Origin of the sequence: Acinetobacter brisouii, assembly GCF_008993995.1 — a bacterium.
GTDB lineage: Bacteria > Pseudomonadota > Gammaproteobacteria > Pseudomonadales > Moraxellaceae > Acinetobacter > Acinetobacter brisouii_A.
Genome location: NZ_BKNN01000006.1, coordinates 19,916 through 41,819, shown reverse-complemented (window position 1 = coordinate 41,819; position 21,904 = coordinate 19,916). Strand labels below are relative to the sequence as shown.

At 40.1% G+C, this 21,904-nt stretch carries 19 protein-coding genes; 13 read left to right on the top strand and 6 right to left on the bottom strand.

Annotated features, from left to right (window positions below; genetic code table 11):
• Positions 1–9 precede the first annotated feature (9 nt).
• The 5 genes from pgaC (at position 10) to GBN19_RS02865 (ending at position 6,511) form a co-directional block, all read left to right on the top strand.
• Positions 10–1,266, top strand: a complete 1,257-nt coding sequence (pgaC, locus tag GBN19_RS02885) for a poly-beta-1,6-N-acetyl-D-glucosamine synthase (RefSeq protein ID WP_151709033.1) — start codon at positions 10–12, stop codon at positions 1,264–1,266.
• A 27-nt stretch (positions 1,267–1,293) separates the two neighbouring features.
• On the top strand, positions 1,294–1,707 hold the full coding sequence (pgaD, locus tag GBN19_RS02880; protein WP_151709032.1) for a poly-beta-1,6-N-acetyl-D-glucosamine biosynthesis protein PgaD: 414 nt from the start codon (positions 1,294–1,296) through the stop codon (positions 1,705–1,707).
• A gap of 121 nt (positions 1,708–1,828) precedes the next feature.
• Positions 1,829–2,950: an acyltransferase family protein gene (locus tag GBN19_RS02875; protein ID WP_151777093.1), complete on the top strand. Its 1,122-nt coding sequence runs from the start codon at positions 1,829–1,831 to the stop codon at positions 2,948–2,950.
• Between the two features lie 47 nt (positions 2,951–2,997).
• Entirely contained in the window at positions 2,998–3,582 is a 585-nt protein-coding gene (gene pnuC / locus GBN19_RS02870; RefSeq protein ID WP_151777092.1) for a nicotinamide riboside transporter PnuC, read from the top strand.
• 136 nt (positions 3,583–3,718) lie between these two features.
• A complete protein-coding gene (locus tag GBN19_RS02865) occupies positions 3,719–6,511 on the top strand; it encodes a M16 family metallopeptidase (protein ID WP_151777091.1) in 2,793 nt (930 codons plus the stop codon).
• 69 nt (positions 6,512–6,580) lie between these two features.
• Here GBN19_RS02865 and GBN19_RS02860 read toward each other — a convergent pair whose 3' ends face one another.
• On the bottom strand, positions 6,581–6,976 hold the full coding sequence (locus GBN19_RS02860; protein WP_151709028.1) for a DUF3144 domain-containing protein: 396 nt from the start codon (positions 6,974–6,976) through the stop codon (positions 6,581–6,583).
• A gap of 105 nt (positions 6,977–7,081) precedes the next feature.
• On the opposite strand from GBN19_RS02860, the gene GBN19_RS02855 reads away from it, so the two are divergent.
• Positions 7,082–7,714: a hypothetical protein gene (locus GBN19_RS02855; RefSeq protein WP_151777090.1), complete on the top strand. Its 633-nt coding sequence runs from the start codon at positions 7,082–7,084 to the stop codon at positions 7,712–7,714.
• 59 nt (positions 7,715–7,773) lie between these two features.
• Here GBN19_RS02855 and GBN19_RS02850 read toward each other — a convergent pair whose 3' ends face one another.
• Positions 7,774–9,186, bottom strand: coding sequence for a CYTH domain-containing protein (locus tag GBN19_RS02850; RefSeq protein WP_151777089.1), 1,413 nt, complete (start codon positions 9,184–9,186; stop codon positions 7,774–7,776).
• A gap of 391 nt (positions 9,187–9,577) precedes the next feature.
• Between GBN19_RS02850 and GBN19_RS02845 the strand changes: the two genes are divergently transcribed.
• From GBN19_RS02845 to rapA, 5 genes are all read left to right on the top strand, one after another.
• On the top strand, positions 9,578–10,339 hold the full coding sequence (locus tag GBN19_RS02845; protein WP_151777088.1) for an OmpW/AlkL family protein: 762 nt from the start codon (positions 9,578–9,580) through the stop codon (positions 10,337–10,339).
• A gap of 121 nt (positions 10,340–10,460) precedes the next feature.
• Entirely contained in the window at positions 10,461–11,084 is a 624-nt protein-coding gene (gene thiE, locus GBN19_RS02840) for a thiamine phosphate synthase (protein WP_151777087.1), read from the top strand.
• A 26-nt stretch (positions 11,085–11,110) separates the two neighbouring features.
• Positions 11,111–12,409, top strand: coding sequence for a glutamate-1-semialdehyde 2,1-aminomutase (hemL, locus tag GBN19_RS02835; RefSeq protein ID WP_151777086.1), 1,299 nt, complete (start codon positions 11,111–11,113; stop codon positions 12,407–12,409).
• Between the two features lie 164 nt (positions 12,410–12,573).
• A complete protein-coding gene (locus tag GBN19_RS02830) occupies positions 12,574–13,218 on the top strand; it encodes an RluA family pseudouridine synthase (RefSeq protein WP_151709022.1) in 645 nt (214 codons plus the stop codon).
• Positions 13,219–13,320: 102 nt separating this feature from the next.
• On the top strand, positions 13,321–16,158 hold the full coding sequence (gene rapA / locus GBN19_RS02825; protein WP_151777085.1) for an RNA polymerase-associated protein RapA: 2,838 nt from the start codon (positions 13,321–13,323) through the stop codon (positions 16,156–16,158).
• Positions 16,159–16,214: 56 nt separating this feature from the next.
• Here rapA and GBN19_RS02820 read toward each other — a convergent pair whose 3' ends face one another.
• Positions 16,215–17,231, bottom strand: a complete 1,017-nt coding sequence (locus GBN19_RS02820; RefSeq protein WP_151777084.1) for an AI-2E family transporter — start codon at positions 17,229–17,231, stop codon at positions 16,215–16,217.
• 138 nt (positions 17,232–17,369) lie between these two features.
• Entirely contained in the window at positions 17,370–18,044 is a 675-nt protein-coding gene (gene fabR / locus GBN19_RS02815; RefSeq protein ID WP_151777117.1) for an HTH-type transcriptional repressor FabR, read from the bottom strand.
• Positions 18,045–18,226: 182 nt separating this feature from the next.
• On the opposite strand from fabR, the gene GBN19_RS02810 reads away from it, so the two are divergent.
• Both GBN19_RS02810 and GBN19_RS02805 read left to right on the top strand, forming a co-directional pair.
• Positions 18,227–19,300 (top strand): flavin reductase family protein, encoded by a 1,074-nt coding sequence (locus tag GBN19_RS02810; protein ID WP_151709079.1) that lies wholly within the window; start codon positions 18,227–18,229, stop codon positions 19,298–19,300.
• Positions 19,301–19,314: 14 nt separating this feature from the next.
• Positions 19,315–20,409, top strand: a complete 1,095-nt coding sequence (locus GBN19_RS02805) for a fatty acid desaturase family protein (protein ID WP_151777083.1) — start codon at positions 19,315–19,317, stop codon at positions 20,407–20,409.
• Positions 20,410–20,455: 46 nt separating this feature from the next.
• Here the strand turns inward: GBN19_RS02805 and GBN19_RS02800 are convergent, their stop codons facing one another.
• Together GBN19_RS02800 and GBN19_RS02795 are read right to left on the bottom strand one after the other, a co-directional pair.
• Positions 20,456–20,818, bottom strand: coding sequence for an Imm10 family immunity protein (locus tag GBN19_RS02800; protein WP_151777082.1), 363 nt, complete (start codon positions 20,816–20,818; stop codon positions 20,456–20,458).
• Positions 20,819–20,849: 31 nt separating this feature from the next.
• Entirely contained in the window at positions 20,850–21,548 is a 699-nt protein-coding gene (locus tag GBN19_RS02795) for an SIMPL domain-containing protein (protein ID WP_151777081.1), read from the bottom strand.
• Between the last annotated feature and the right edge of the window lie 356 nt (positions 21,549–21,904).

Genomic DNA, 21,904 nt, shown 5'->3' with positions numbered 1-21,904 from the left:
TTGAGCATTATGTCTGCGTTACAGCACTTTTGGCACTCTGCTTTAGAGTTTGTATTTTATTATCCGTTATTTATGTCCTATTTGTGGATGATCGGGGCAATTGTGTTCTACATGAAAGAACGCAAAGACCCCGTTTATACTCAACCTAAAGACTTACCTTCATACCCAAAGGTTGCGGTACTGGTTCCTTGCTTTAATGAAGGGGATAATGCTGAAGAAACGATTAGTCATGCACTAAAATTGGATTATCCCGATTTTGAAGTGATCGCGATTAATGACGGAAGTTCAGATAATACAGGCGAAGTGCTAGACCGTTTGGCAGGGCGATTTGAAAAATTGCGGGTTGTACATTTAGCGCAAAACCAAGGTAAAGCAATGGGGCTTCAAGCAGGGAGTTTACTAACCGATGCTGAGTTCCTCATTGGTATTGATGGTGATGCTTTGCTTGACCCACATGCTGCAAAATGGATGATTCGACATTTTCTTGCCGATGAAAAAATTGCAGCAGTGACAGGAAATCCACGTATCCGTACACGTTCAACTTTACTTGGACGTATTCAGGTGGGTGAGTTTTCATCGATTGTGGGTATGATTAAACGCGCTCAGCGTGTATTTGGACGATTATTTACGGTATCGGGTGTGATTACAGCATTTCGTAAGAGTGCTGTACACGAAGTTGGCTATTGGTCTCCAAATATGCTGACTGAAGATATCGATATTACGTGGAAATTGCAGCGTGCAGGTTGGGATGTTGAATTTGAACCCAATGCGCTGGTGTGGATTTTGATGCCTGAAACCTTAAAAGGCTTATACAAACAACGTCTACGCTGGGCAATGGGTGGCGCGCAAGTTCTGATTAAAAATTTTGACGTGCTGTTCAAACCAGGTCTGAATTTTTTGTGGCCACTCATGTTAGAATTGCTTCTGACATTGGTATGGTCGTATTTAATGTTGTTGGTAGCTTGTATTTGGTTAGTGGATTTAATTATTCCTAATCATGTCTTACCTGTCATGAGCTCACCATTTCTCCCATACGGTACAGGTATCTTATTAGGTGCAACCTGCTTATTCCAGTTCATGATTAGTAAATGGATGGATAGTCGTTATGAGCCAGGTTTACTGAAAAATTATTATTGGATGATTTGGTATCCATTCGTATTTTGGCTGATTACGGTCACTGCTAGCATTCTTGCCTTCCCAAAAGTATTGATGAGAGGGGATGGTAAACGTGCGCGCTGGGTAAGCCCAGATCGCGGTATCCGCTAAAATCATCGATCACTTAGGTATAGACTCATGAGTACAAATTCGTTAATTATTGACTTACGTGCGCAGTTGCCTTGGCATAGGCGTTATATGTCGACCACTTCAACTGCAATGCTTTGGGGTGTGTGGTTTTTATTGTGGCGTCCGATGGTGGTTTTAATCGGTTTAATCAGTGCAAATCAGCCTTATGGTTTTCATCGCTTGTTCAATGCATTTTGGTTTGGTCTACAAATGGATATGATCACTTTGTTGACCTGTGCGGCAGTGTTGTGCTTGTGGTGTAAGTTGATTCCTGCACACACGGTAAAACATGTTAAAGCAAAAAATATCAATGATTATGCCCGCCATTTTGATCTGCCAGAGCAAGAAGTCGCTCAGGGACGTAAGCAAAAAATCTGCGTTGTTCATCACAATGAACATGGCGAAATTGTACGCGTGGATTAAGTTCTAAATCTGTGATCTAAGCCCCTGTTACAGGGGCTTTTTGTGATTTATTCTTGCATGAATTAAGATTCAGTCCTATGCTTGGCAAGTTTTTAAACTCCCTATTGCTCCCACTACCACTATGGCAAAATTAAACGCAGCAGAAAGTATTCGTGGTCTGGCATGTTTAGCAGTGGTGTTTTCACACCTCTCCTTGAGCTTCTATCCATATTTACACCATTTTAGCCCAGATGATCGCGCACATGGCAGTTGGGATTATTTTATCCATCACTCACCATTTGCATTTTGGTATTCAGGTACCGCAGCCGTTTTTGTGTTTTTTGTCTTAAGTGGTTTTGTTCTAAGCTATGCGATTTTAAGACATCAAAATGTCCCTAAAAAAGTGGCTGAAATGGCGATTAAGCGCTATCCACGTTTGGCAATCCCCGCATTTTTTTCCTGTATTTTGGCGTGGTTGGCACTGAGTTATACCCATATTAACAGTGACTTGGTTAATGGTTGGTTACAAGCTTATGCAACTCAGGAAATTAGTTTGCAGCAAGCCGCTTATGAGGGCAGCATAGGTGCATTTTTATTTGCTGAAAGTGGCAGTAACTGGGTACTTTGGACAATGCAAATTGAATTGTTTGGTTCCATTTTACTGTTTATTTTATTGTTACTTTACCATTATAAAAAACCTCTATTTTATATTGCTTCAGTTGTATTACCTCTGTGTGCCTTGTGGAAAGCAGAACGTTTCTTTTTAGGTATGTCGAGTTTTGTGATTGGCTGTTATATGTATTTATACGGTCGGCAAATCAAACCCGTTTTGGCATGGGGAATGTTTCTTGCAGGTTTGTATTTCGCAGGGGTGCACAATAGCAGCCATGCATATCACTGGTTATATAAAATTTTGGGTTGGAGAACTTATGATTACAGTAATTTCTTCTCAGGTATTTTGATTGTTTATAGTATTTTGCTCTGTCAGCAGCTTTCAGATGTTTTTGATAAAAAACCATTGATTTATTTAGGTAAATTATCATTCTCAATTTATTTATTACACATGATGATGATTTATCTGATTTGTATTCCTGCATTTAACTGGTTTATGGCGCTGGGCTTTAATTATGATCTTGCCGTATTGTGCTCGGTGTTGATCTGTTTGAGCAGTGTGTTATTGATCTCTGATTTATATAGCCGATATGTTGATACTTTATCAATTACTGTCAGCAATGCTTTAGCCAAATGGGCGATGAAGTCTTAACGATTCAATCTGGTCGTTTAGCCCAAACGATATAGTGTGTGTTTTCCATGTCAAATTTAGAAATTTTTGCGGTCATTGTCAGCTTAATTGGTGTTGGGCTAACCGTGTTGCGTCATATGTGGTGTTGGCCATTTAATATGCTGGCTTATATTTTATATGGTTATTTGTTTTTCACTTATCAGTTGTATGGTGAAGTGATTTTGCAAATTTTCTTCTCTGTGGTCAATTTTTATGGCTTCTTTGTTTGGATGAAAGGTCAGCAAGTTGATCATGACATTAAGATTGAACCTTTAGCTTATTCGACAGTTGCATGGCAGTTGGTACTTGCCACAATAGCAGGTCTGATTTTTGGTTTAAGCTTGAAGCATTTTACCCATGCAGCTGTTCCTATGTTAGATGCCCAGTTGGCAGCATTTAGCCTGCTAGCAACGTATTGGACAAGTCGTAAGCATATTGCAACATGGCCACTTTGGGTAGTTGTCGATATTATTTATGTGGGCATGTTTATCTATAAAGACTTATATCTTACGGCGGGTCTGTATGCTGCATTTGTGCTCATGGCAGTCTATGGCTGGTATCAGTGGGTTAAAGTCAAACATCAACAGCATGGATCGGTCAATCAGAGCAATTAAGCAACTTATATTGTAAATTGCTCATTCATGACAACTTAAATCATAAGATTATGATTTTTTTAAATATTAAATTACTTAGTTTTCCAAAATTGCATCTTGCAACTCAAGCAGATTTTTATCAAATCGGATCATTATAATGTTCAAAAAATTAAAGAAACTCACGTTATCACTGTGTCTAATTGGCTGGACAACCACAAGTTTTGCACAACCCATTTTAGTGAAAAGTCAGCATCAAATTAGTGAGTATCAATTAGAGAATGGGTTACGGGTTATCCTTGCACCAAATAATAATGAAAATAAAGTCTTTATGAATACCATTTATTTAACAGGCTCGTTAAATGATCCTAAGGGAAAAGGAGGTTTGGCACATTTATTGGAACATTTGGCATTTAAAGGCACACAAGATGTACAGGGCAATGAATTTCAACGTCGTTTAGATCAATATACATTGGCGACAAATGCCAGTACTGACTATTACTCAACCAAATACACCAATATTATTCGCCCAGAGCAAAAAGTGATTGATCAGGTGCTTTATTTGGAAGCACAGCGAATGGATAAGCTGGTTTTACAAAAGAAATTTGTCGCAACGGAGATCGAGATTGTACGCCGTGAACGGGAATTACGTTTAGATCAACCTTTTGCGGTGTTGATGGATCAAATGTTTAAAGCTGCTTATGGCAATCAGGCTTTGGGGCGTTTGCCGATTGGTGATCTAGATGAGTTGAAATCAATCAAAATGAACGAACTCAACCAGTTTTATCGGATATGGTATGCACCCAATAATGCAATTATGGTCGTGACTGGAAAATTTGATCAAGCACAACTCCTGAAAAGTATTGAACAAAACTTTTCACATATTCATACACATCCTGTGCCTGCTATGGCAAAAGTTCCAATGCTAGATGCAACTAAAATTCGTCAGCGTCAGTTTAGTGTGCAGAAAGGTAGTGATCTCGCCAAAGTGAATATGTACTTGAATGGGCGTAATCCGAGTATTCAACCTGTTTTGGCAGTTGCCCCTTATTTGTATACGCTGCAACCGAGTGGTTCCTTGTATAAAACAATGGTTGAAACAGGAATGACAACAACCGTTCAAGCAACGACATGGTTAGATCAAGATTTTAATGTGGTTTTTATGGGAGCGATTTATGCACCCAATCAAAATCCACAGCAAATTTCTCAAGCACTTGTGCAAAATGTTGAGAAACCTGCGCAGTTCAATGATACAGACCTGAATCGTATAAAAGGTCTATTTAAAAATCAGGTGGAGAGTATTACCAGTAATTCGATTGCACTGGGTGGGCGGTTGAGTGATTATGCAGTATCTTCGGCAGGGCATTGGGAGCAATATTTTACAGATATAGATGCTGTACAAAATCTGACTTCAACACAGGTAAATCAAACACTCAATCAATTTCTGATTGCAGAACATCGTCTCTCTGGTGATATTCAGCCAACGCCTGAATCACAAAAAAAAGCCATCCAACCACAACAAGCAAGCCGACAAGCAAAAAGTCAATCTGCTGAAAATGTCACAGCTGAACCAGTCAAAGACGTCAAACAATATCAGCAGGAAACTCAAGATTATTTGACACGTTCACAGCAATATTTGCAGACAACAGAGCAAAAAATCCAGCGTGGTACGTTAAAAAATGGTTTGCAGTATGCACTTTTCCCAACAACCACAAATGACAATAAAGTCTATGCCAGTATTAATCTCAATTTTGGTACAGAAAAGTCATTATGGAATAAAGGGCAGGTTTTGGATTTAACGGCATATTTGCTCTTGCGTGGTTCAGATCAACAGAGCTTACAGCAGATTATTGATCATTCAATTGCGGCAGATGGTCAGGCGACAGTGGTGAGTCAAGATAATGGTTTGGAGATACAGATTCGCGTCAATAAACAGCATTTCACTGAGTACTTTAATTATATTTTAAGTATTTTGCAGCATCCAAGCTTTGAACAGAGTCAGTTTGATTTAATTAAATCCCAAAGTCTGGCAAGTTTGAATCGTCCCTATACTGAACCTGAAACTGTTGCAGGTTTAACCATGTCGCGGATTGTTGAGCAGTACACAGCAGGCGATTTACGGTTTCATTTTGAGCCTGAGCAAGTCAAGCAACAACTGCAATCTGCAACGCAAGCCCAAGTAGAGCAGCTTTATCGACAGTTTATGGGATTTAATCATGCTCAGTTATCCGTAACAGGTGATTTTGATGTCGCTCAAATTCGTCAAGTTATGAATCAGAAACTGGCAACATGGTCATCTTCAGCACCTTATCAGCGTTTATCTTCAAAATATCAAGTCTATCCAGCACAGCAAGTTCATGTACAAGCCGAACAACGCGAATTTGGTCATTATCAGGGGCTTTTACTGTTGCCTGTGGGTATGGATGATGCAGATGCTCCAGCTTTGCAAGTTCTGAGCTATATTTTAGGTGATTCACAACTATCTTCACGTTTAGGTCAAGAGTTGCGTGAAAAGAATCATTTGGTTTATGGGTTCTCAAGTAGTTTGGATCTAGATTTACATGATTCGGTTGGTGTATTCAGCATAGAAGCGAATTATACGACCGATAAAGCGCAACAAACGTCACAAGCTGTTCACACAGTTCTCAAAGATTTACTTGCACATGGGGTGACTCCACAAGAACTTGAAGCGGCAAAAGCGAACATCTTGAAAAAACGAGTCACGAGCCTTGAAGACAGTCGCATTATTCATCAGATGCTCAATAGTCAGCTCGAACGTGGAAAAACCATGCTCTCTCGTCAACAGCGAGATCAGGCAATTGCAGGATTAAGTAAAGCAGACGTGGATGCTGTCATTAAAAAATATATCCAATTGGATCATTATATTGAGGTAATGGCTGATCCCTATGGCAAAGTACAAGCCAGTTCATTTATTGCAAAATCTCAGCAATAAATCATGTCGATAAGACATAAAAAATGAGCTGATAACAGCTCATTTTTTTATGGGTGGGTCGATGATGATTTAATGATTGTGGTCATGATCATGTTTGTGAGTATGAAAATCTTCATTTTTACGGAAACGTAAATAGTTTTCAAATTGCTCACAATATTCATCAAAATTATCTTCAAGCATCATGTGAAATTGTTGCATCAGGTATGAAATCACTTGCTCTTTTGCATCGCGCATTTCATCACCATCTTTGAAGTTATTGGCAGCCACCCATGTATTAAAACGGGCAGTAGCAAAAAGCATGGCAGCGCTGACTTGTCCACGCAACTCAACAGGCTGAGGTTTTTGACCTTTTTCAGGACGGCAAAACTCGTTTGCTAGCTTAATAAATTCATCGGTACGTTCAAAAAAGACCGCATTTTGTGCTTCTTCTTCTGTAACATCCGTTGCTTGAATCTTTTGAGTCATGGGACTATTCCAACACAAAAATGACGGTCTATTATAGGCAAAGCCTTGCGGAAACTAAACAGTTGGCTTAATCTTTAAATAGCCTAAGCAAAACGAGTCACCTAAATGCAAGATTCCATTGCTATACAAACTTTAAAACAAGATATTCAATTATTACGACAACAGGTTTGGCCACCCGAGCAACTTGAACATGTTGAAGGCTTGCCAATTTATTATGCACCTCAAGCAGAGGTTGAACAGTATTTTAGTCAGTGGCAAGAACTGATCGAGCGGGCACAGCAACTCTGTCAGCCTTTTTTAGAAGATGACGTGATTGATGCCATTCATTTACCCAGTCATTTAAATTTACCCTTATTTTTCTTTCATGTAGATCGTATTCGTATCAATAAAACCCGCGCAAAAGAATCCAAAACCTTCCGTGGAGTACTCAGTCTGATTGAAAAATGCGGTCAGTTTGATGCTGAACAAATCGTTGCAATGAAAGCATGGCTCGAAAGTGATACTACAGCAGCTTTGGTCGCACATCGCGAGTTTATTGATTTGAGAACTTATGTATTTCAACATGGGCAAAGTGAATATACCCGTACCCGTTTTTATAACAATGGAATTGTTTTAGGCGGGGAAAAACATTTTAAGGTGGTGGATGCTCGGGAAAAACCACGTAAAGAGCGTAGTGATCGTTATAGTGACCCACTTGCAGATAATGGTGTCTGGAAGATTTTTGGAAAATATCGCTAGAACTAAGTTACAGTGACTCACACGACATCGTGTCGTGTGAGCAGCAGTGCTGATTTTGATTAGGTGATTTTTTTCAATAATTTTTTGAGTGAAATCTCAAGATGTGCTTGTTGTCGAGGAATCTGATTAGACAACCAACCAAGTACAAAATATTGTTGTTCAGGTGCTTTTAAATACTGAAAAGCAATTTGTTGAGCCACCCACAGATCAAAACTTTCACTAAGCTCTGGTTGTAATTCAACATAAAGTGCCAGTTGTTTTTTACTGGTTAATCGCGTGCCAAGTGCAAGCACATCTCCCCAAGTCTGTAGATGTGCCAGTGTTTGGCACTTTTCTGTATTTTTGAGTTGAGCAAACATATCAATATCGGCACTAAATTGTGCAATATATTGCTTAAATTGCTTTTTCACAGAGATTTCAGATGCAGTGGACGGGGTTGTATTTAAACTAAAAGCCAATAAATCTAAAACTAATAAAGTACTATGATTTTGCTTAAATACTTGCTCAGTTGGTTGAAGCGTCAATTCGGCAACTTGGGTAAGTTCAGATTGCAGTAAAATAGCAGGGTACAGGCTGGTCGCAACATAGGCTGCATGTGCTGCCTGTAGCAAATGCTGTAATTGTGCAACCTGTTCTAGGATTTGGTTGGGTATTACACTTTGAAAAAGTTGTAGGCTACTCACTAACTGACGTAGTGCTAAATAGGCTTGATAGTAATGGGCAGATTCTGCAACTTGATCTGTAATTGCTGCAAAATTAGGAAGCACATGGCGTAGAGCAGCTGCAATCAGATGTTGGGCAATCGTTTCATTGGATGCTTTTTTATCATAATGTACAGGCGCTGCTAGCGTTGCAGGACTTACCTGTGTACCTTGCGCCAATAAGTTACCGCGTTCTGCTTTGCTTCTGACATCGAGCCAAATATGATATTTTTTCACCCATTGTTGAGTGAGTTGAATCAAATCTTGAATCTCACCTTGTTTGAGTTCAAATTCAACTTCATAAATTTCACGCTGTTCCTGCGTATTTTGTACCGTGCCACGATCTAGGCAGATTTCAATTTTTGAACGATTAAACTGCACGATCCGATACGCACGTTGCACAATCGTTTCGAACTTTAATTGCAGACTCGAAAAGTCATCACCGAGCGCATTTTTGAGTAATTTGAGTGCGTGAGGTTCTTGCTCATATACAGTCAAATCTAAATCAGGTACTTCACTTGACTCACCTAAATTCGTTTCGTGTTCATAGCGCTGTAATGGATTTGCACCTGCACCTTTCAGCGTTTGAACCCATATTTGACCTTCTTTACGTATCCGAATGGCAATATGCTGTGCTGCAAGCTTTGAGTCTTCAGTGTCAAAATAACGTGCATGTAACTCGATGTGCTGAGTCGTTTTGGTTTCAAATGCTTTCACGACTGCGGCACGTTTCTGCTCTGGAATTTGCAGCTTTAATTCAATTTCATGCATGAGTGTGATCCTGTTATTTTCGCAGAAGATAAAGCAACTATAGACCGAGAAAGTGTTCTTTAAAATCTTAAAACTATATTTTTATCAAATTTTAATGCGTCTATTATTCTAAATTATGAAAAATTAAAAATCCATATTTAATATATGCTTACATTGAAAAGTAAGGTTTAAAAGATAGACAACTGGTATAAATTAAACTGATCAGTATATTTGTTTTAATATTTTGATAAATAAGAATATTTTTTCATTTTTTTTATGTAAAAATTCAAAGTGAATAAAATATTCATTTTATTGTATTGCTATTTAAAGTAATTATTCTAATATTGAAAAATAAATGATAAGGGCTTGGAAGCCTCGTGATCACTGTTTAACCATGATGGAATCTTAATTTATGAAAAAATTTACTCAAGCGTTAATTCCTGCTGCTTTATTGGCAGTAAGTTTTGCAGCTCATGCAGAAACTTCAGACGGTAAAGTCTTGGCTGTTTCTGCGGGATGGGCACATATTATGCCGCAAGGGACAAAGCAGGGAGTGAACTCAAGCTCGAATATTTCAACTTCAACTTTATATAATAATTTCAATTCAAATGCAGGTTTTGAATTGGAAGATTCAGACACGGCTGAATTTAAATTTGATTATTTAGTCAATGACAATGTTAGTTTGGGGTTGATTTTAGGTGTACCTCCAACATTTGACATTAAAGGTAAAGGACAATTATTGGGTGGCGCGTTAAATCTAGATAAATTTAGTAAAGTGGGCGACGTTAAAGTTTATAGCCCAGTTGTAACAGGTAAGTATCACTTTGGTACAGTGGACAGTAAATTCCGTCCTTATGTCGGTGCGGGTTTTATGTATGCACATTTTAGCGATTTTAAATTAGATTCTGCTGTCAGTGCAGATGTTGCATCTAAAGGTATGAGCATTCGTAATGTAAAAATTGATGATGCGGTTGCACCTGTTGCTTTTATTGGTGCGGACTACAACATCAATAAAAACTGGTTTGCCACTGCTTCTGTGAGTTATGTACACCTTAGTACACATGCAAAACTCGATATTTACTCAAATCTCTTAAAAACCACAGCAGTGACAGGCACGAGCAAAATCGAAATTAACCCAGTTGTGACGTACTTGGGGATAGGTTACCGTTTCTAAGACAAACCCAAGTGGGTCAACTAGCCGAGAAGTTTACTTCTCGGTTTTTTTATTTGTAGTTTGAGCTTCAGAGAGTCGAGCGTTACACTAAACCCAAATTTGTTTGTGATTTAGAGCTTTTATGCGTGGTTTATATCTCATTACCAATGATGACCCTTTAGAAACATTACTCGAAAAACTCGATGTGGCACTGGCGACAACTCAGGTGGCAATTTTGCAATATCGCCGTAAAAAAGTGGCTAAAGCTGATCAGCCTGCCGAAGTTGAAGAGATCAAACAACTTTGTGAAAAATACAACACGCCATTTGTGATCAACGATGACTTAAAACTGGCGGCACAATTCGGTTTGGGGGTGCATTTGGGTCAAACAGACGGTGAAATTACCGATGCAAAAGCCCAATTGACTGACGGTGCAATTATTGGTCGAACCTGTGCCAATTCACTTGAACTGGCTGAGCTGGCAATTGCACAAGGGGCAAGCTATGTTGCATTCGGTGCAATCTACGCAACATCGACTAAACCAGAAGCGGGCAATATCGGTTTAGAGATTTTAAAACAAGCATCATCGCAGTTTAAAAATGTGCCAATCTGTGCGATTGGTGGCTTAAGCGTTGAGAATTCTCAAGTTGTGGTCGACTCAGGTGCAGACTTATGTGCGGTGATTAGTGATATATTAGGGCGGTCGGTCGCTGAGATTCCTGCACGTGTGAATGCATGGGCAAGTTTATTTGTCAAACATTCCTAAATCATTCAATCCATTTGAGTAATGCTATGAGCCTTTCTGCAAAACAACAGCAACTTTTTGAACAAGCCAGCAAACATATTCCTGGTGGTGTCAATTCGCCAGTTCGTGCGTTTAATGGTGTCGGTGGAACGCCTGTTTTTATTGAAAAAGCACAAGGTGCATATCTGTGGGATGTCGATGGTAAGCGCTATGTCGACTATATCGGTTCATGGGGGCCGATGATTTTAGGGCATTCTCATCCTGCGATTGTTGCAGCAGTACAAGCAGCAGCACAAGACGGTTTAAGCTTTGGTGCGCCAACCGTTCATGAAACGACTTTAGCCGATGTGATCTGCGAGATCATGCCATCCATTGAAATGGTGCGTATGACCAACTCAGGTACAGAAGCGACTATGTCAGCGATCCGTTTGGCGCGTGGCTATACGGGGCGTGACAAAATCGTGAAGTTTGAAGGTTGCTATCATGGACATTCAGATTCACTGCTCGTAAAAGCAGGTTCAGGCATGCTGACTTTGGGTGAGCCTACGTCTAAAGGTGTACCTGCTGACTTTGCCAAACACACCATTACTTTGCCATACAATGACATTGAAGCGATCAAAGCGTGTTTCGCCAAATTTGGTCATGAGATTGCAGGGGTGATTGTTGAACCAGTTGCAGGCAACATGAACTTGGTTAAACCGATTGCAGGTTTCCTCGAAACCATCCGTGAAATGTGTGATGAATACAAGTCTGTCTTTATTATTGATGAAGTGATGACAGGTTTCCGTGTTGCACTGGGCGGTGCGCAATCGGTGTATAACGTTAAACCAGATTTAACCACTTTAGGTAAAATTATTGGTGCTGGTTTGCCAGTAGGTGCATTTGGCGGTAAACGCGAAATCATGGAATGCATCGCGCCACTTGGTGGCGTGTATCAGGCAGGCACATTGTCAGGTAACCCATTGGCTATGCGTGCAGGCATTGAAATGTTCAAACATTTACGCCAAGAGAACTTCTATAGCGATTTGTCTGCAAAGTTGGCGAAATTACTTGCAGGTTTCAAACAAGTGGCTCAGGAAGAGGGCATTGCACTGAAAACTGAACAAATTGGTGGCATGTTTGGTTTGTACTTTACCGATCAAACTGAAATTACCAGTTTCGATGACATTTTGAAGTGTGATGTGAATGCCTTTAAACAGTTCTTCCACGGCATGTTAGATCGTGGCATTCATTTTGCGCCGTCTGCATTTGAAGCGGGCTTTATCTCATCGGCACATAGTGATGAAGATATTGCTTATACCATTGCGGCAGCCAAAGCGGTCTTTGCCGAGATGAAACAGGCATAAGCCAGTGCCATCAAAACGGAATCAACAGATTCCGTTTTTTATTGGGCATACTTTCGGATGAAATATCGGGAATTTATGCTTTTGTTGCAGATTGTCTATTGTATTTCAGTCCTAAGCTTTTTATTATTGCCCGCTTGTTTTCGCGATCAGCCTGGGATTAAATTTTGAGTAATTTTTTAACCGATCATCTGATTCATCGAGATGAAGATTTTATGGTCATCCATAAACCGGCAGGGTTACTCAGCGTACCGGGAAAGGGCGAAGCTTTACAAGACAGTATGCTCACCCGTTTGGTGGCACTTGAGCCGAAAACTTTGCTGATCCATCGTCTGGATCGCGATACTTCAGGCATCTTGGTCTTTGGCTTGTCTCGCTTAGGGCAAAACCGTATTTCACGGCAGTTCCAAGAACGCCAAACCGATAAAACCTATCAAGCTTTGGTGGCTGGTACACTTTCAGGTCAGGGAACGATTGATATTCCTGTGGTCTATGATCCGAGCCGACCACCACTTCACATGGTCGATCCACAACATTCCAAGCCAGCACTCACCGAGTGGCAAGCACTCGAACAGTTTGAACTGGCAGGTCAGGTGGTGACACGTGTCAAATTAACTCCAATTACTGGGCGTTCACATCAACTTCGTGTACATATGCAATACTTGGGACATCCGATTGTCGGAGATACCCTGTATGCAACAGCGCAACACCAGCAATTGACTGATCGTCTGTGCTTACATGCGCAGCAGCTCAGTTTTCATCATCCCAAAACGGATGAATTGCTCAACTTTGAATGTGCCGTACCGTTTTAAAAAATCAGCAGCATAACCTGACGTTTTGTTATGCTTTGTGCGAAAATATTTAGATTGAAGCTAAAAGCCAACGCGTGCTTTTAGTGCAAACTTGAAATAAAGGTGAAAAAATTGCAACAGTTTGCTATTGGTCAACGTTGGTTATCCGATACTGAAACAGAACTTGGTCTGGGCGTGGTCATCGATGTAGATGAGCGTTCCCTCAGCATTTTATTCCCAAAAAGTGACGAAACACGAGTGTATGCGCGTAGCAATGCACCTTTATCTCGAATTATCTTTAATATCAATGATGAAATCCACGATCAGGAAGGTCAGCTGTGGGTGGTTGAGTCATTAGAAGAGCGTTTTGGCGTAATTCGTTACAATGCTGTTCGTACCTTAGACAACGGCGAAGAAGAACGTAAAACGCTGAATGAAACCCGTATTGGCGCACAAATTCAGCTCTCTAAACCCCTCGATCGCTTATTGGCAAGCCAAGTTGATATTAAAGCTTGGTATGACCTGCGTATCGAGGCACTTCAACTTCAAGCGGGTATGCAAACCAGTCGTTTACGTGGTTTGTTGGGCGCACGTGTCGGTTTAATTCCGCATCAGCTTTATATCGCACATGAAGTGGGTAAGCGTTTTGCACCACGTGTTTTACTCGCCGATGAAGTTGGTTTAGGTAAAACCATCGAAGCAGGCTTAATCGTACATCAGCAGCTTAAAACTGGGCGTGCTGAACGTATCCTGATTTTGGTGCCAGATTCACTCCAATATCAGTGGATGATTGAAATGCGTCGCCGTTTCAATCTGAATTTTTCATTGTTTGATTTGACCCGTACAGCATCAATTAAAGAACATGATCCTGAACTCAATCCGTTCCTGACTGAGCAATGTATTATTGCCAGCATCGATTTGATGATTGACCATGACGATTTGCGTGAACAAGCAGTCGAAGCAGGCTTTGACTTACTTGTGGTCGATGAAGCACACCACTTGATGTGGAGTGAAGAGGAGGGCGGTAATGACCGTTACGACTTGGTTGAAGAACTGGCAGAACAAACCGCAGGGGTTTTGTTACTGACTGCGACACCTGAACAATTGGGTGTTGAAAGCCATTTTGCCCGTTTACGTTTGCTTGATCCACAACGCTTTAGCAGCCTAGATCGTTTCTTGGATGAAGAAGAACAATATCAACATACTGCAAAAATTGCTGAAGTTTTAATGTCTGATGAAGCCTTGACTGAGCAGCATTTAACTGCGCTTGAAGGTTTGTTGGGGCATCGTATTGAAGATCAGCCTGAGCAGCGTTATCAGGCGATTCATGAATTGCTTGACCGCCATGGTACAGGTCGTATTTTATTCCGTAACACCCGTGAAGCCATTCAAGGTTTCCCAGGGCGTGACTGTCAGCCTGCGGCATTGCCTGCACCTGCGAATTGGTCAATCGATGGCAAGCTACGTGAGCAAATGTGGCCAGAAGAAGAACAGCTTGATGGTTCTTGGATGGAAACAGATCCACGCGTGGCTTGGCTCATGGAAATTCTGCGTAAAGATTTAAAACACAAAAAAGTTTTATTGATTGCACGTAGTGGGCCAGTGGTTGAAGCATTGGAAAGTGCTTTACGCTTGCATGCGGGTGTACGTACCGCAATGTTCCACGAAGGCATGAGCCTACTTGAACGTGACCAAGCGGCAGCATACTTTGCTGAAGAAAGTTATGGTGCACAAATCCTCCTATGTTCTGAAATTGGTTCAGAAGGGCGTAACTTCCAGTTTGCCAGTGACCTGATTTTATTTGACTTGCCTGCTAACCCAGATGTACTGGAGCAGCGTATTGGTCGTTTAGACCGTATTGGTCAGCAAAACCGTATTCAGATTCATGTGCCGTACTTACAAGGTACAGCGCAAGAGCGCATGTTCCGTTGGTATAACGAAGCCTTAAATATCTTTAGCAACATTTCACCAACTGCACAGACCTTACAAGAAAACTTCATTGTTGATCTGAAAGAATGCTTGCTGGCGGATATGGGGCAGAAGTTTGAAGATTTACTTGAAGAAGTGAATGTTCAGCGTGAAGCACTTGAAGCAGAACTCCAAGCAGGGCGTGACCGTTTGCTTGAGTACAACTCATGCCGTCCAGTGATTGCACAGGAAATTGTGCAGGCACTTGAAGACTATGATGACAACACAACCTTACCAATGTTTGTGAAGCGTTTTATGTCTTCGACCAACATCGACTTTGATGAGCAAAGCAATGGTACGGTCATCATTAAACCGACGGATCAAATGCAGGTTCAGGGTTTAACGCTCGATGAAGAAGGCATGACCGCAACGTTCTATCGTGATCAGGCGCAAATTCGTGAAGATGCACAGTATTTGACCCTTGAGCATCCATTCATTGAAAGTATGATGGAGATGATCAACACCCAATCGTTTGGTAGCACCAATGTCGCGTTGTTGAAATCGAATGCTTTAAAACAGGGTTCAGTCTTGCTTGAAGTTTGGTTTAAAGTCGATGTAATTGCACCGAAGTCGCTGAACTTGCCTGCAAGCTTGCCACAGCAGTTGGTGCGTGTCTTGCTCAGTGAAAATGGTCAGGACTTGTCAGCCAAGATTGATCCAATGATGTTGAGACCACATTTGCATCATCTCGATGGCAATAGTTGTCGCCAAGTGGTGAAAGCGCGCCGTGATGTGATTGAATTACGCTATCGTCAGGCACTCGACATTGCGAAAACTGTGTTGCCTGAACTGAAACAACAGGCGAAAAACAACTATGGTCAGCAATGGCAATATGAAATTGAGCGTTTAAGCTATTTAAAACAGTTCAACCCAAGTATTCGTCAGGATGAAATTGAACGCCTGCAAAAATTCCAACAGGAAGGTCTGAGTTTGTTAGATAGCTTGTCGATTACACCAGAGGCGATTCAGGTTTTGGTGGTGGTTAAGCCTTAATTTATGCGAAAAATAAAAAAGCCCTTAACTTTTAAGGGCTTTTTTATACGTCAGATTTATATCAGTTTGGCATCGCTCATCTCAAGCTTGATATAGGCATAGAAAATTGGCGCTACAATCAGTCCGCCAAAGCCAAAAATTGCTTCAAAAATCAGCATGGCAAGCAGTACTTCCCATGCATGAGCATTAATTTTACTGCCAACAATTTTGGCATTAATAAAATACTCAAGTTTATGAATCAGAACCAAATAAACTAAAGCAGCCGCTGCGACAGGTAAAGAAATGGTTAGACCTGAGATAATAATCAGGGTATTGGAAATCAGATTTCCAGCAATTGGGATTAGCCCAAAAATAAAGGTCAAGATGGTTAATGTCTTGGCAAAAGGGAGTTGTATATTGCATAAAGGGAGCGCAATAAACACAAAGATCACAAATAAAATCGTATTAATTAAAGAAATTTGAATCTGTGCAAACACCACATTACGAAATGATAATGCGAGCTTTTCGATTCGTAGCATCAGTGCTGTTTTAAAAACAGGCTGAGCTTCTCGATAGGTAAATGAATGGATTGAAATCAAAATACCAATAATCAGACCAATCAACATCGTGGCAAAATTATGCAGAATATCGGAACCTGTATGTCTTAGAAGAGATACATTATCTTTAAGTAAAATGAAAATATGATTTTTGAGATCTGTCACGCTATTTGGAATATAAATCGGAACATATTTTGAAACTTCTTGCTGTAGAAGGATCAGTGTTTGATCGACCTTTTCACTAAATGCTGCAAGACCAGGGCCTTGCAGATCATAAATGACAAAGCTGACTAGACTGGTGATTAAGAAACTCAATAAAGAAACAATCACGATGCTGAGCGCGATACTGATAATCAGTTTTGCTCGATGGCTGTCAATATAGCGGTCAATCACTTTACTCAAGCTATGAATAATTTCATAGATCAGAAAACCTGCAAAAAAACTTGGCAGTAAATGTAAAGGAATAACCACTAACAGAAACAAAATAACAAGAATATAGCTTGCCAGAGTACTTTGTCTGTCGCTCAAAATATTCATGGTGAATTTGACCCGATTTTTGCAAGAAGAAATGTGCTAGGCAGAAAAATTGCCATCGCTGTATAAGATTCACCCTAGACAAGGAGTCATTTTAACCACTTCTGAAATACTTAGAAATAAAAAAATCGGTTTTTATGTTTAGCGAATTCGTGCTTCATCAAGGCGACGCGCACCCTCCAAAATCATCCGAATCATGATCATGGTTTGCTGTGCGACTAAATCCCGTTCATGACGAGGTAAGTCGATTGCTTTCGCTCCCATATTAAAGACAAGTTGAGTGATCGCTTTGGCAACAAGATCGGGGTGGAATAATTTATTGTGATTTAGGCGCTCTAAACGAATGAGATCTTCTTGTAATTCCTGCTGGAAAAAACTCAGTTGTTGCTCTACTGCACGTTTATAGGAAATAGAACCTGTATAGCCTTCACGCAATAGTAAACTTAAGTTGCCATCATCAGCATCAAGCTGCTGTAAAAAAACTTCAACAGAGGTACGAATAATACTTTCTTGCTTAGATGCTTTTAGACGGGCTTCACGAATAATTTTTCGTAGCACCACACCCGCACGATTGATAAGTTCAATCGCAAGTTCATCTATATCTTTGAAATGCCGATAAAAACTGTTTGGTGCGATCCCTGCTTCACGTGCAACTTCACGTAGACTTAATGCTGAAATACTTTTTTCTGGACCAATTAAGTTAAGTGTCGCCTGAAATAATTCTTCTTTGGTAATGGTGGCTTTTCGTCCTGCACTGCGTGCAGGGGATTTGGCTTGAACCGCAGAAGCGTCAAGTAATGCGTGATCAGTCGGCATAGCAGTTGTCGATAAAGATGGCATGTAAACTCATGTAGCAAGCTCGGATTTATTGCAAGATTATAGCCTTAGAACTGACTGAGAAGAAATAGTGCAAGGAATTGTTTATTGAGTGTATAAATACTATACAAATATATATACATGTGTATAATAATTAAAAAGGCATAATTGAGATGGCCACAATGCATCATGTAGTCGCACCTAAAAAACAGCTTTTAAATTTTCTCTCTGGCAGTGTTTATGACAGCAACACTGTAAATTTTTGGCTTCAAAAAATAAATCCATTATGGTCAACCCATGAAATGTTGGGTCAAATTGTCAAAAAGCAAAGTATTGCAGATGACATGGTGAGTTTAACAATTCACTGTAACCAACGTATGCAATTTGGTATCGCAGGGCAGCATCATCCTGTTCATGTTGAAATTCAGGGTCGCCGTTATGAGCGGACGTATAGTTTGACTCAACTTGATGAACATCATGTACAGCTGACTTTGAAGAAGATTCAAGGTGGGATTGTGAGCACATGGCTTTGTGAGCAAGCACAAATTGGTGATGTGATTGAATTTGAAGCGCCTTATGGTGACATGTTACTGACAACACAAAACCAAAAAAAGGTTTTGTTACTGGCAGCGGGCAGTGGTATTACCCCAATGTACAGTATGCTTGAAGGTTTACACCGTTCAGGGCATCTCAAAGATTATGACATTCACCTGATGTATTGGGCGCAGCATGCAACGGGCTTGGCTTTTAAAACACAATTTGAAGCGTGGCAAAATAGCTATCCAAATTTCAAATTTACAGCCTTATGTACACGTGATGAGCCAGCTGCTGAGCGTATTAATGAAAAGCATACTCAGTACGCTGCTGATTTTACTGAGCGTAGTGTTTTTGCCTGTGGCCCATCAGGTTTTGTCAACACTGCTGAACGTGTTTTCTCAGGTGCAAAATTATTTCGAGCTGAAGCATTTAGCTTAACGCCAATCGAAACCAACGATATTGGTGTTGTCAATATTACGCTGACCAAATCAAACAAAATCGTGACAGTAGCAAAAGGTCAACCGATTTTGGTGGGTTTAGAGCAGGCTCAATTAAAACCAACACATGGTTGCCGTATGGGAATTTGTAATAAATGCTCATGTACGAAAGTTTCGGGTGCAACCAAAAACTTAAATGATCAGTCTGAAAATACTGAACCACACAGTTTACTCCGTTTATGTGTCAACTCCGCCCAAACTGACCTTGTGTTAGACCTTTAAGAGAGGCATCTATTATGAATATGCAAGTAAAAACACAATATTTTAAAAATCCAAAGAACCGTGAACTTACAGAAGCAGACTTAGATGCGCTTGCTCAAGAGTTAGATGCGATCAAACAAGAAGTTGTGGATGACTTGGGCGAGCAAGATGCCAAGTATATTCGCCGTGTTTATTCAGTAGTGCGTTATAGCAGCCTTGCAGGTCGTGCATTATTGTTCGCAGGTTGGTTTCCACCAGCATGGGTTTTAGGTACAGGTTTGTTGGGTGTATCTAAAATTTTAGAAAATATGGAAGTCGGTCATAACGTCATGCATGGTCAGTATGATTGGATGAACGATCCGAAATTCATGGGTCAAACTTACGAATGGGACAACGTAGGGACAGGGGATAACTGGCGCCAAACGCATAATTATAAGCATCACACGTATACCAATATTAAAGGTATGGATGATGATATTGGCTATGGTCTGGTACGTTTATTCCCAGAACAACGTTGGAAGAAAAGCTATTTATTGCAACCATTGTACAGTATTCCATTTTGCTTGTTGTTCCAGTGGGGTGTTGCGATTCAAAACCTAGAAGTCGGGAAACTGATGATGGGTCGTAAAACCAAAGCCAAATTTTTGCAAGAAATACGTCCTGTACAGCGTAAAGTCGAGAAGCAATTATTTAGAGATTATGTCTTTTTTCCATTGATTGCAGGTCCAAGTGCAGTACCTGTATTCTTAGGAAACTTGGCGGCGAATGGTATTCGTAATATTTGGACATTCAGTATTATTTTCTGTGGTCACTTCACCAAAGATGTTGAAGTATTTCCAAAGAGTGTCTTGGAAAACGAAAGCCGTGGACATTGGTATATGCGCCAAATTCGTGGTTCTTCGAACTTAACCGGTTCAGAAGCCTTTCATATTTTGACTGGACATTTGAGCCATCAGATTGAGCATCATTTGTTCCCAGAAATTCCTGCACGTCGTTATCGTAAAATGGGGCCAAAAGTTGAAGCAGTCTGTAAAAAATATGGTTTGAACTACAACAATGCCAGCCTGTTTAAACAATATGGACAAGTGATTGGGCGTATCTTGAAATATTCATTACCATTTAAAAAATAAGCGCTTGAGCATAAAAAAGCGCAGTTTAAACTGCGCTTTTTTTTGATTAGTTAGAACTCAATTTGATACTTGAGCCAATCAACATCTGTTTGAGTGACTTATACAAATGATCGTGTGGAGCTTCTAACTCAATATGAATACTGTCGTAATCTAGCTCTTCGGCAACTGTATCAGTTAAATGAATCACCATCTGGCTACCAAAAAGACGAATTGCTGTGATGGCATGCTGAAACTCCAGATCAGTTTCATTGACTAAAAGTCCAATCTGTTGATCGGCAGAGCGATCAGGCTCAGCAAAACGACTTAAAATAACAAAATCAATCGGATCAAACTCATCATCTGCTAAACCAATACTGAGAACATCATCATCTTGGCTGCAAGAAATATGATTGGCATAAAAAGATTTCATTGAGTTCATTCCATTTCATGGGTTCAATTCTTTATTTTAATTGAATTGAACCATTTGCGCTGACACTAATTTTAGAATCACCCGCATTCATGTCTTGCGCAACGGGCGCAGCCTCAGCAAATTTTGCAGTGCGTAAGGAACTCATCATCATTGGACGATAGCTGCTGTTGGTATTGATATTTAAATTGACTAAGTTATAGCTATTTTTATGCCAAGACTGTGCCAGTAGTTGGGCGCGTTGCTGGAAGTTCTTTGATGCTTCAAGCATCAGTTCACTTTCAACTTTACTGCGCTGTTCGTCAGATACGCTAAAACCAATCGATTCGGTTTGAAAGTTTTGCTGTAATTCAGCAATCAGTTGACTTGCCGCCTTAAAATCTCGGCTTTGAAGTTGTAACTCAGCACGACCACGCCATTCTTTGAGTTTTTGGTTGTCATTGTCATACACTGGATAGGTACTTTGAGCGCCTGTTGTGACTTTTACTTGAGGGTATTTTTTTGCAATTGCCAAGGCTTGATTCATATTTAGATTAATTTGATTGGAAAGCTCGGCAGGCTGCTTGTTATTCTTTTCAATATAAAGTACTGCTTGAATTTGATCGTTAGACACTTCGCGGGAAGCATCAGCCTGAATATTGACAACATTGTAGTTTAGCGGTTCAGCAGTGGCTGCAAAAACAGGGCTGCTAGCACTGACAAGTAGGAGGCTTGATAAGAGTAAATGACGCATAAAAGTTCCTTGAATTTACTGTGTTTGTTATCAGATTTATGTTAATTGGATAAAACGGATTATATAAAGTGAAATTGTCGCTTCTTTGTATATAGTTTTTTTGGTTTTTGTATCTATTGTTTGGCTATAAAATTTTTTAAATTCAGTGGTTTAAATGCTGGGTCATTGATTATAAAAACAATTGTCTGAAAGATGGAAAAATATTTCTTTATACATGGATTTTCTTATTTCTGTCATGGAGTATGATGATAATGAAGCTCATTGATTAGATAAATGTTTTTTTCAATGAAATTAGGCTAAATAAAGAGCTAAAAGGTCTTTATTTTTATAGAAAAAAGGGTATTATCGCCCTCCTA

Coding starts and splice junctions, on each gene's coding strand:
- pgaC (WP_151709033.1), top strand. CDS start 10: ATGTCTGCGTTACAGCACTTTTGGCACTCTGCTTTAGAGTTTGTATTT.
- thiE (WP_151777087.1), top strand. CDS start 10,461: ATGCGTGGTTTATATCTCATTACCAATGATGACCCTTTAGAAACATTA.
- GBN19_RS02845 (WP_151777088.1), top strand. CDS start 9,578: ATGAAAAAATTTACTCAAGCGTTAATTCCTGCTGCTTTATTGGCAGTA.
- GBN19_RS02800 (WP_151777082.1), bottom strand. CDS start 20,818: ATGAAATCTTTTTATGCCAATCATATTTCTTGCAGCCAAGATGATGAT.
- hemL (WP_151777086.1), top strand. CDS start 11,111: ATGAGCCTTTCTGCAAAACAACAGCAACTTTTTGAACAAGCCAGCAAA.
- pnuC (WP_151777092.1), top strand. CDS start 2,998: ATGTCAAATTTAGAAATTTTTGCGGTCATTGTCAGCTTAATTGGTGTT.
- GBN19_RS02810 (WP_151709079.1), top strand. CDS start 18,227: ATGCATCATGTAGTCGCACCTAAAAAACAGCTTTTAAATTTTCTCTCT.
- GBN19_RS02855 (WP_151777090.1), top strand. CDS start 7,082: ATGCAAGATTCCATTGCTATACAAACTTTAAAACAAGATATTCAATTA.
- pgaD (WP_151709032.1), top strand. CDS start 1,294: ATGAGTACAAATTCGTTAATTATTGACTTACGTGCGCAGTTGCCTTGG.
- GBN19_RS02850 (WP_151777089.1), bottom strand. CDS start 9,186: ATGCATGAAATTGAATTAAAGCTGCAAATTCCAGAGCAGAAACGTGCC.
- GBN19_RS02795 (WP_151777081.1), bottom strand. CDS start 21,548: ATGCGTCATTTACTCTTATCAAGCCTCCTACTTGTCAGTGCTAGCAGC.
- fabR (WP_151777117.1), bottom strand. CDS start 18,044: ATGCCGACTGATCACGCATTACTTGACGCTTCTGCGGTTCAAGCCAAA.
- GBN19_RS02875 (WP_151777093.1), top strand. CDS start 1,829: ATGGCAAAATTAAACGCAGCAGAAAGTATTCGTGGTCTGGCATGTTTA.
- GBN19_RS02805 (WP_151777083.1), top strand. CDS start 19,315: ATGAATATGCAAGTAAAAACACAATATTTTAAAAATCCAAAGAACCGT.
- GBN19_RS02865 (WP_151777091.1), top strand. CDS start 3,719: ATGTTCAAAAAATTAAAGAAACTCACGTTATCACTGTGTCTAATTGGC.
- GBN19_RS02860 (WP_151709028.1), bottom strand. CDS start 6,976: ATGACTCAAAAGATTCAAGCAACGGATGTTACAGAAGAAGAAGCACAA.
- GBN19_RS02820 (WP_151777084.1), bottom strand. CDS start 17,231: ATGAATATTTTGAGCGACAGACAAAGTACTCTGGCAAGCTATATTCTT.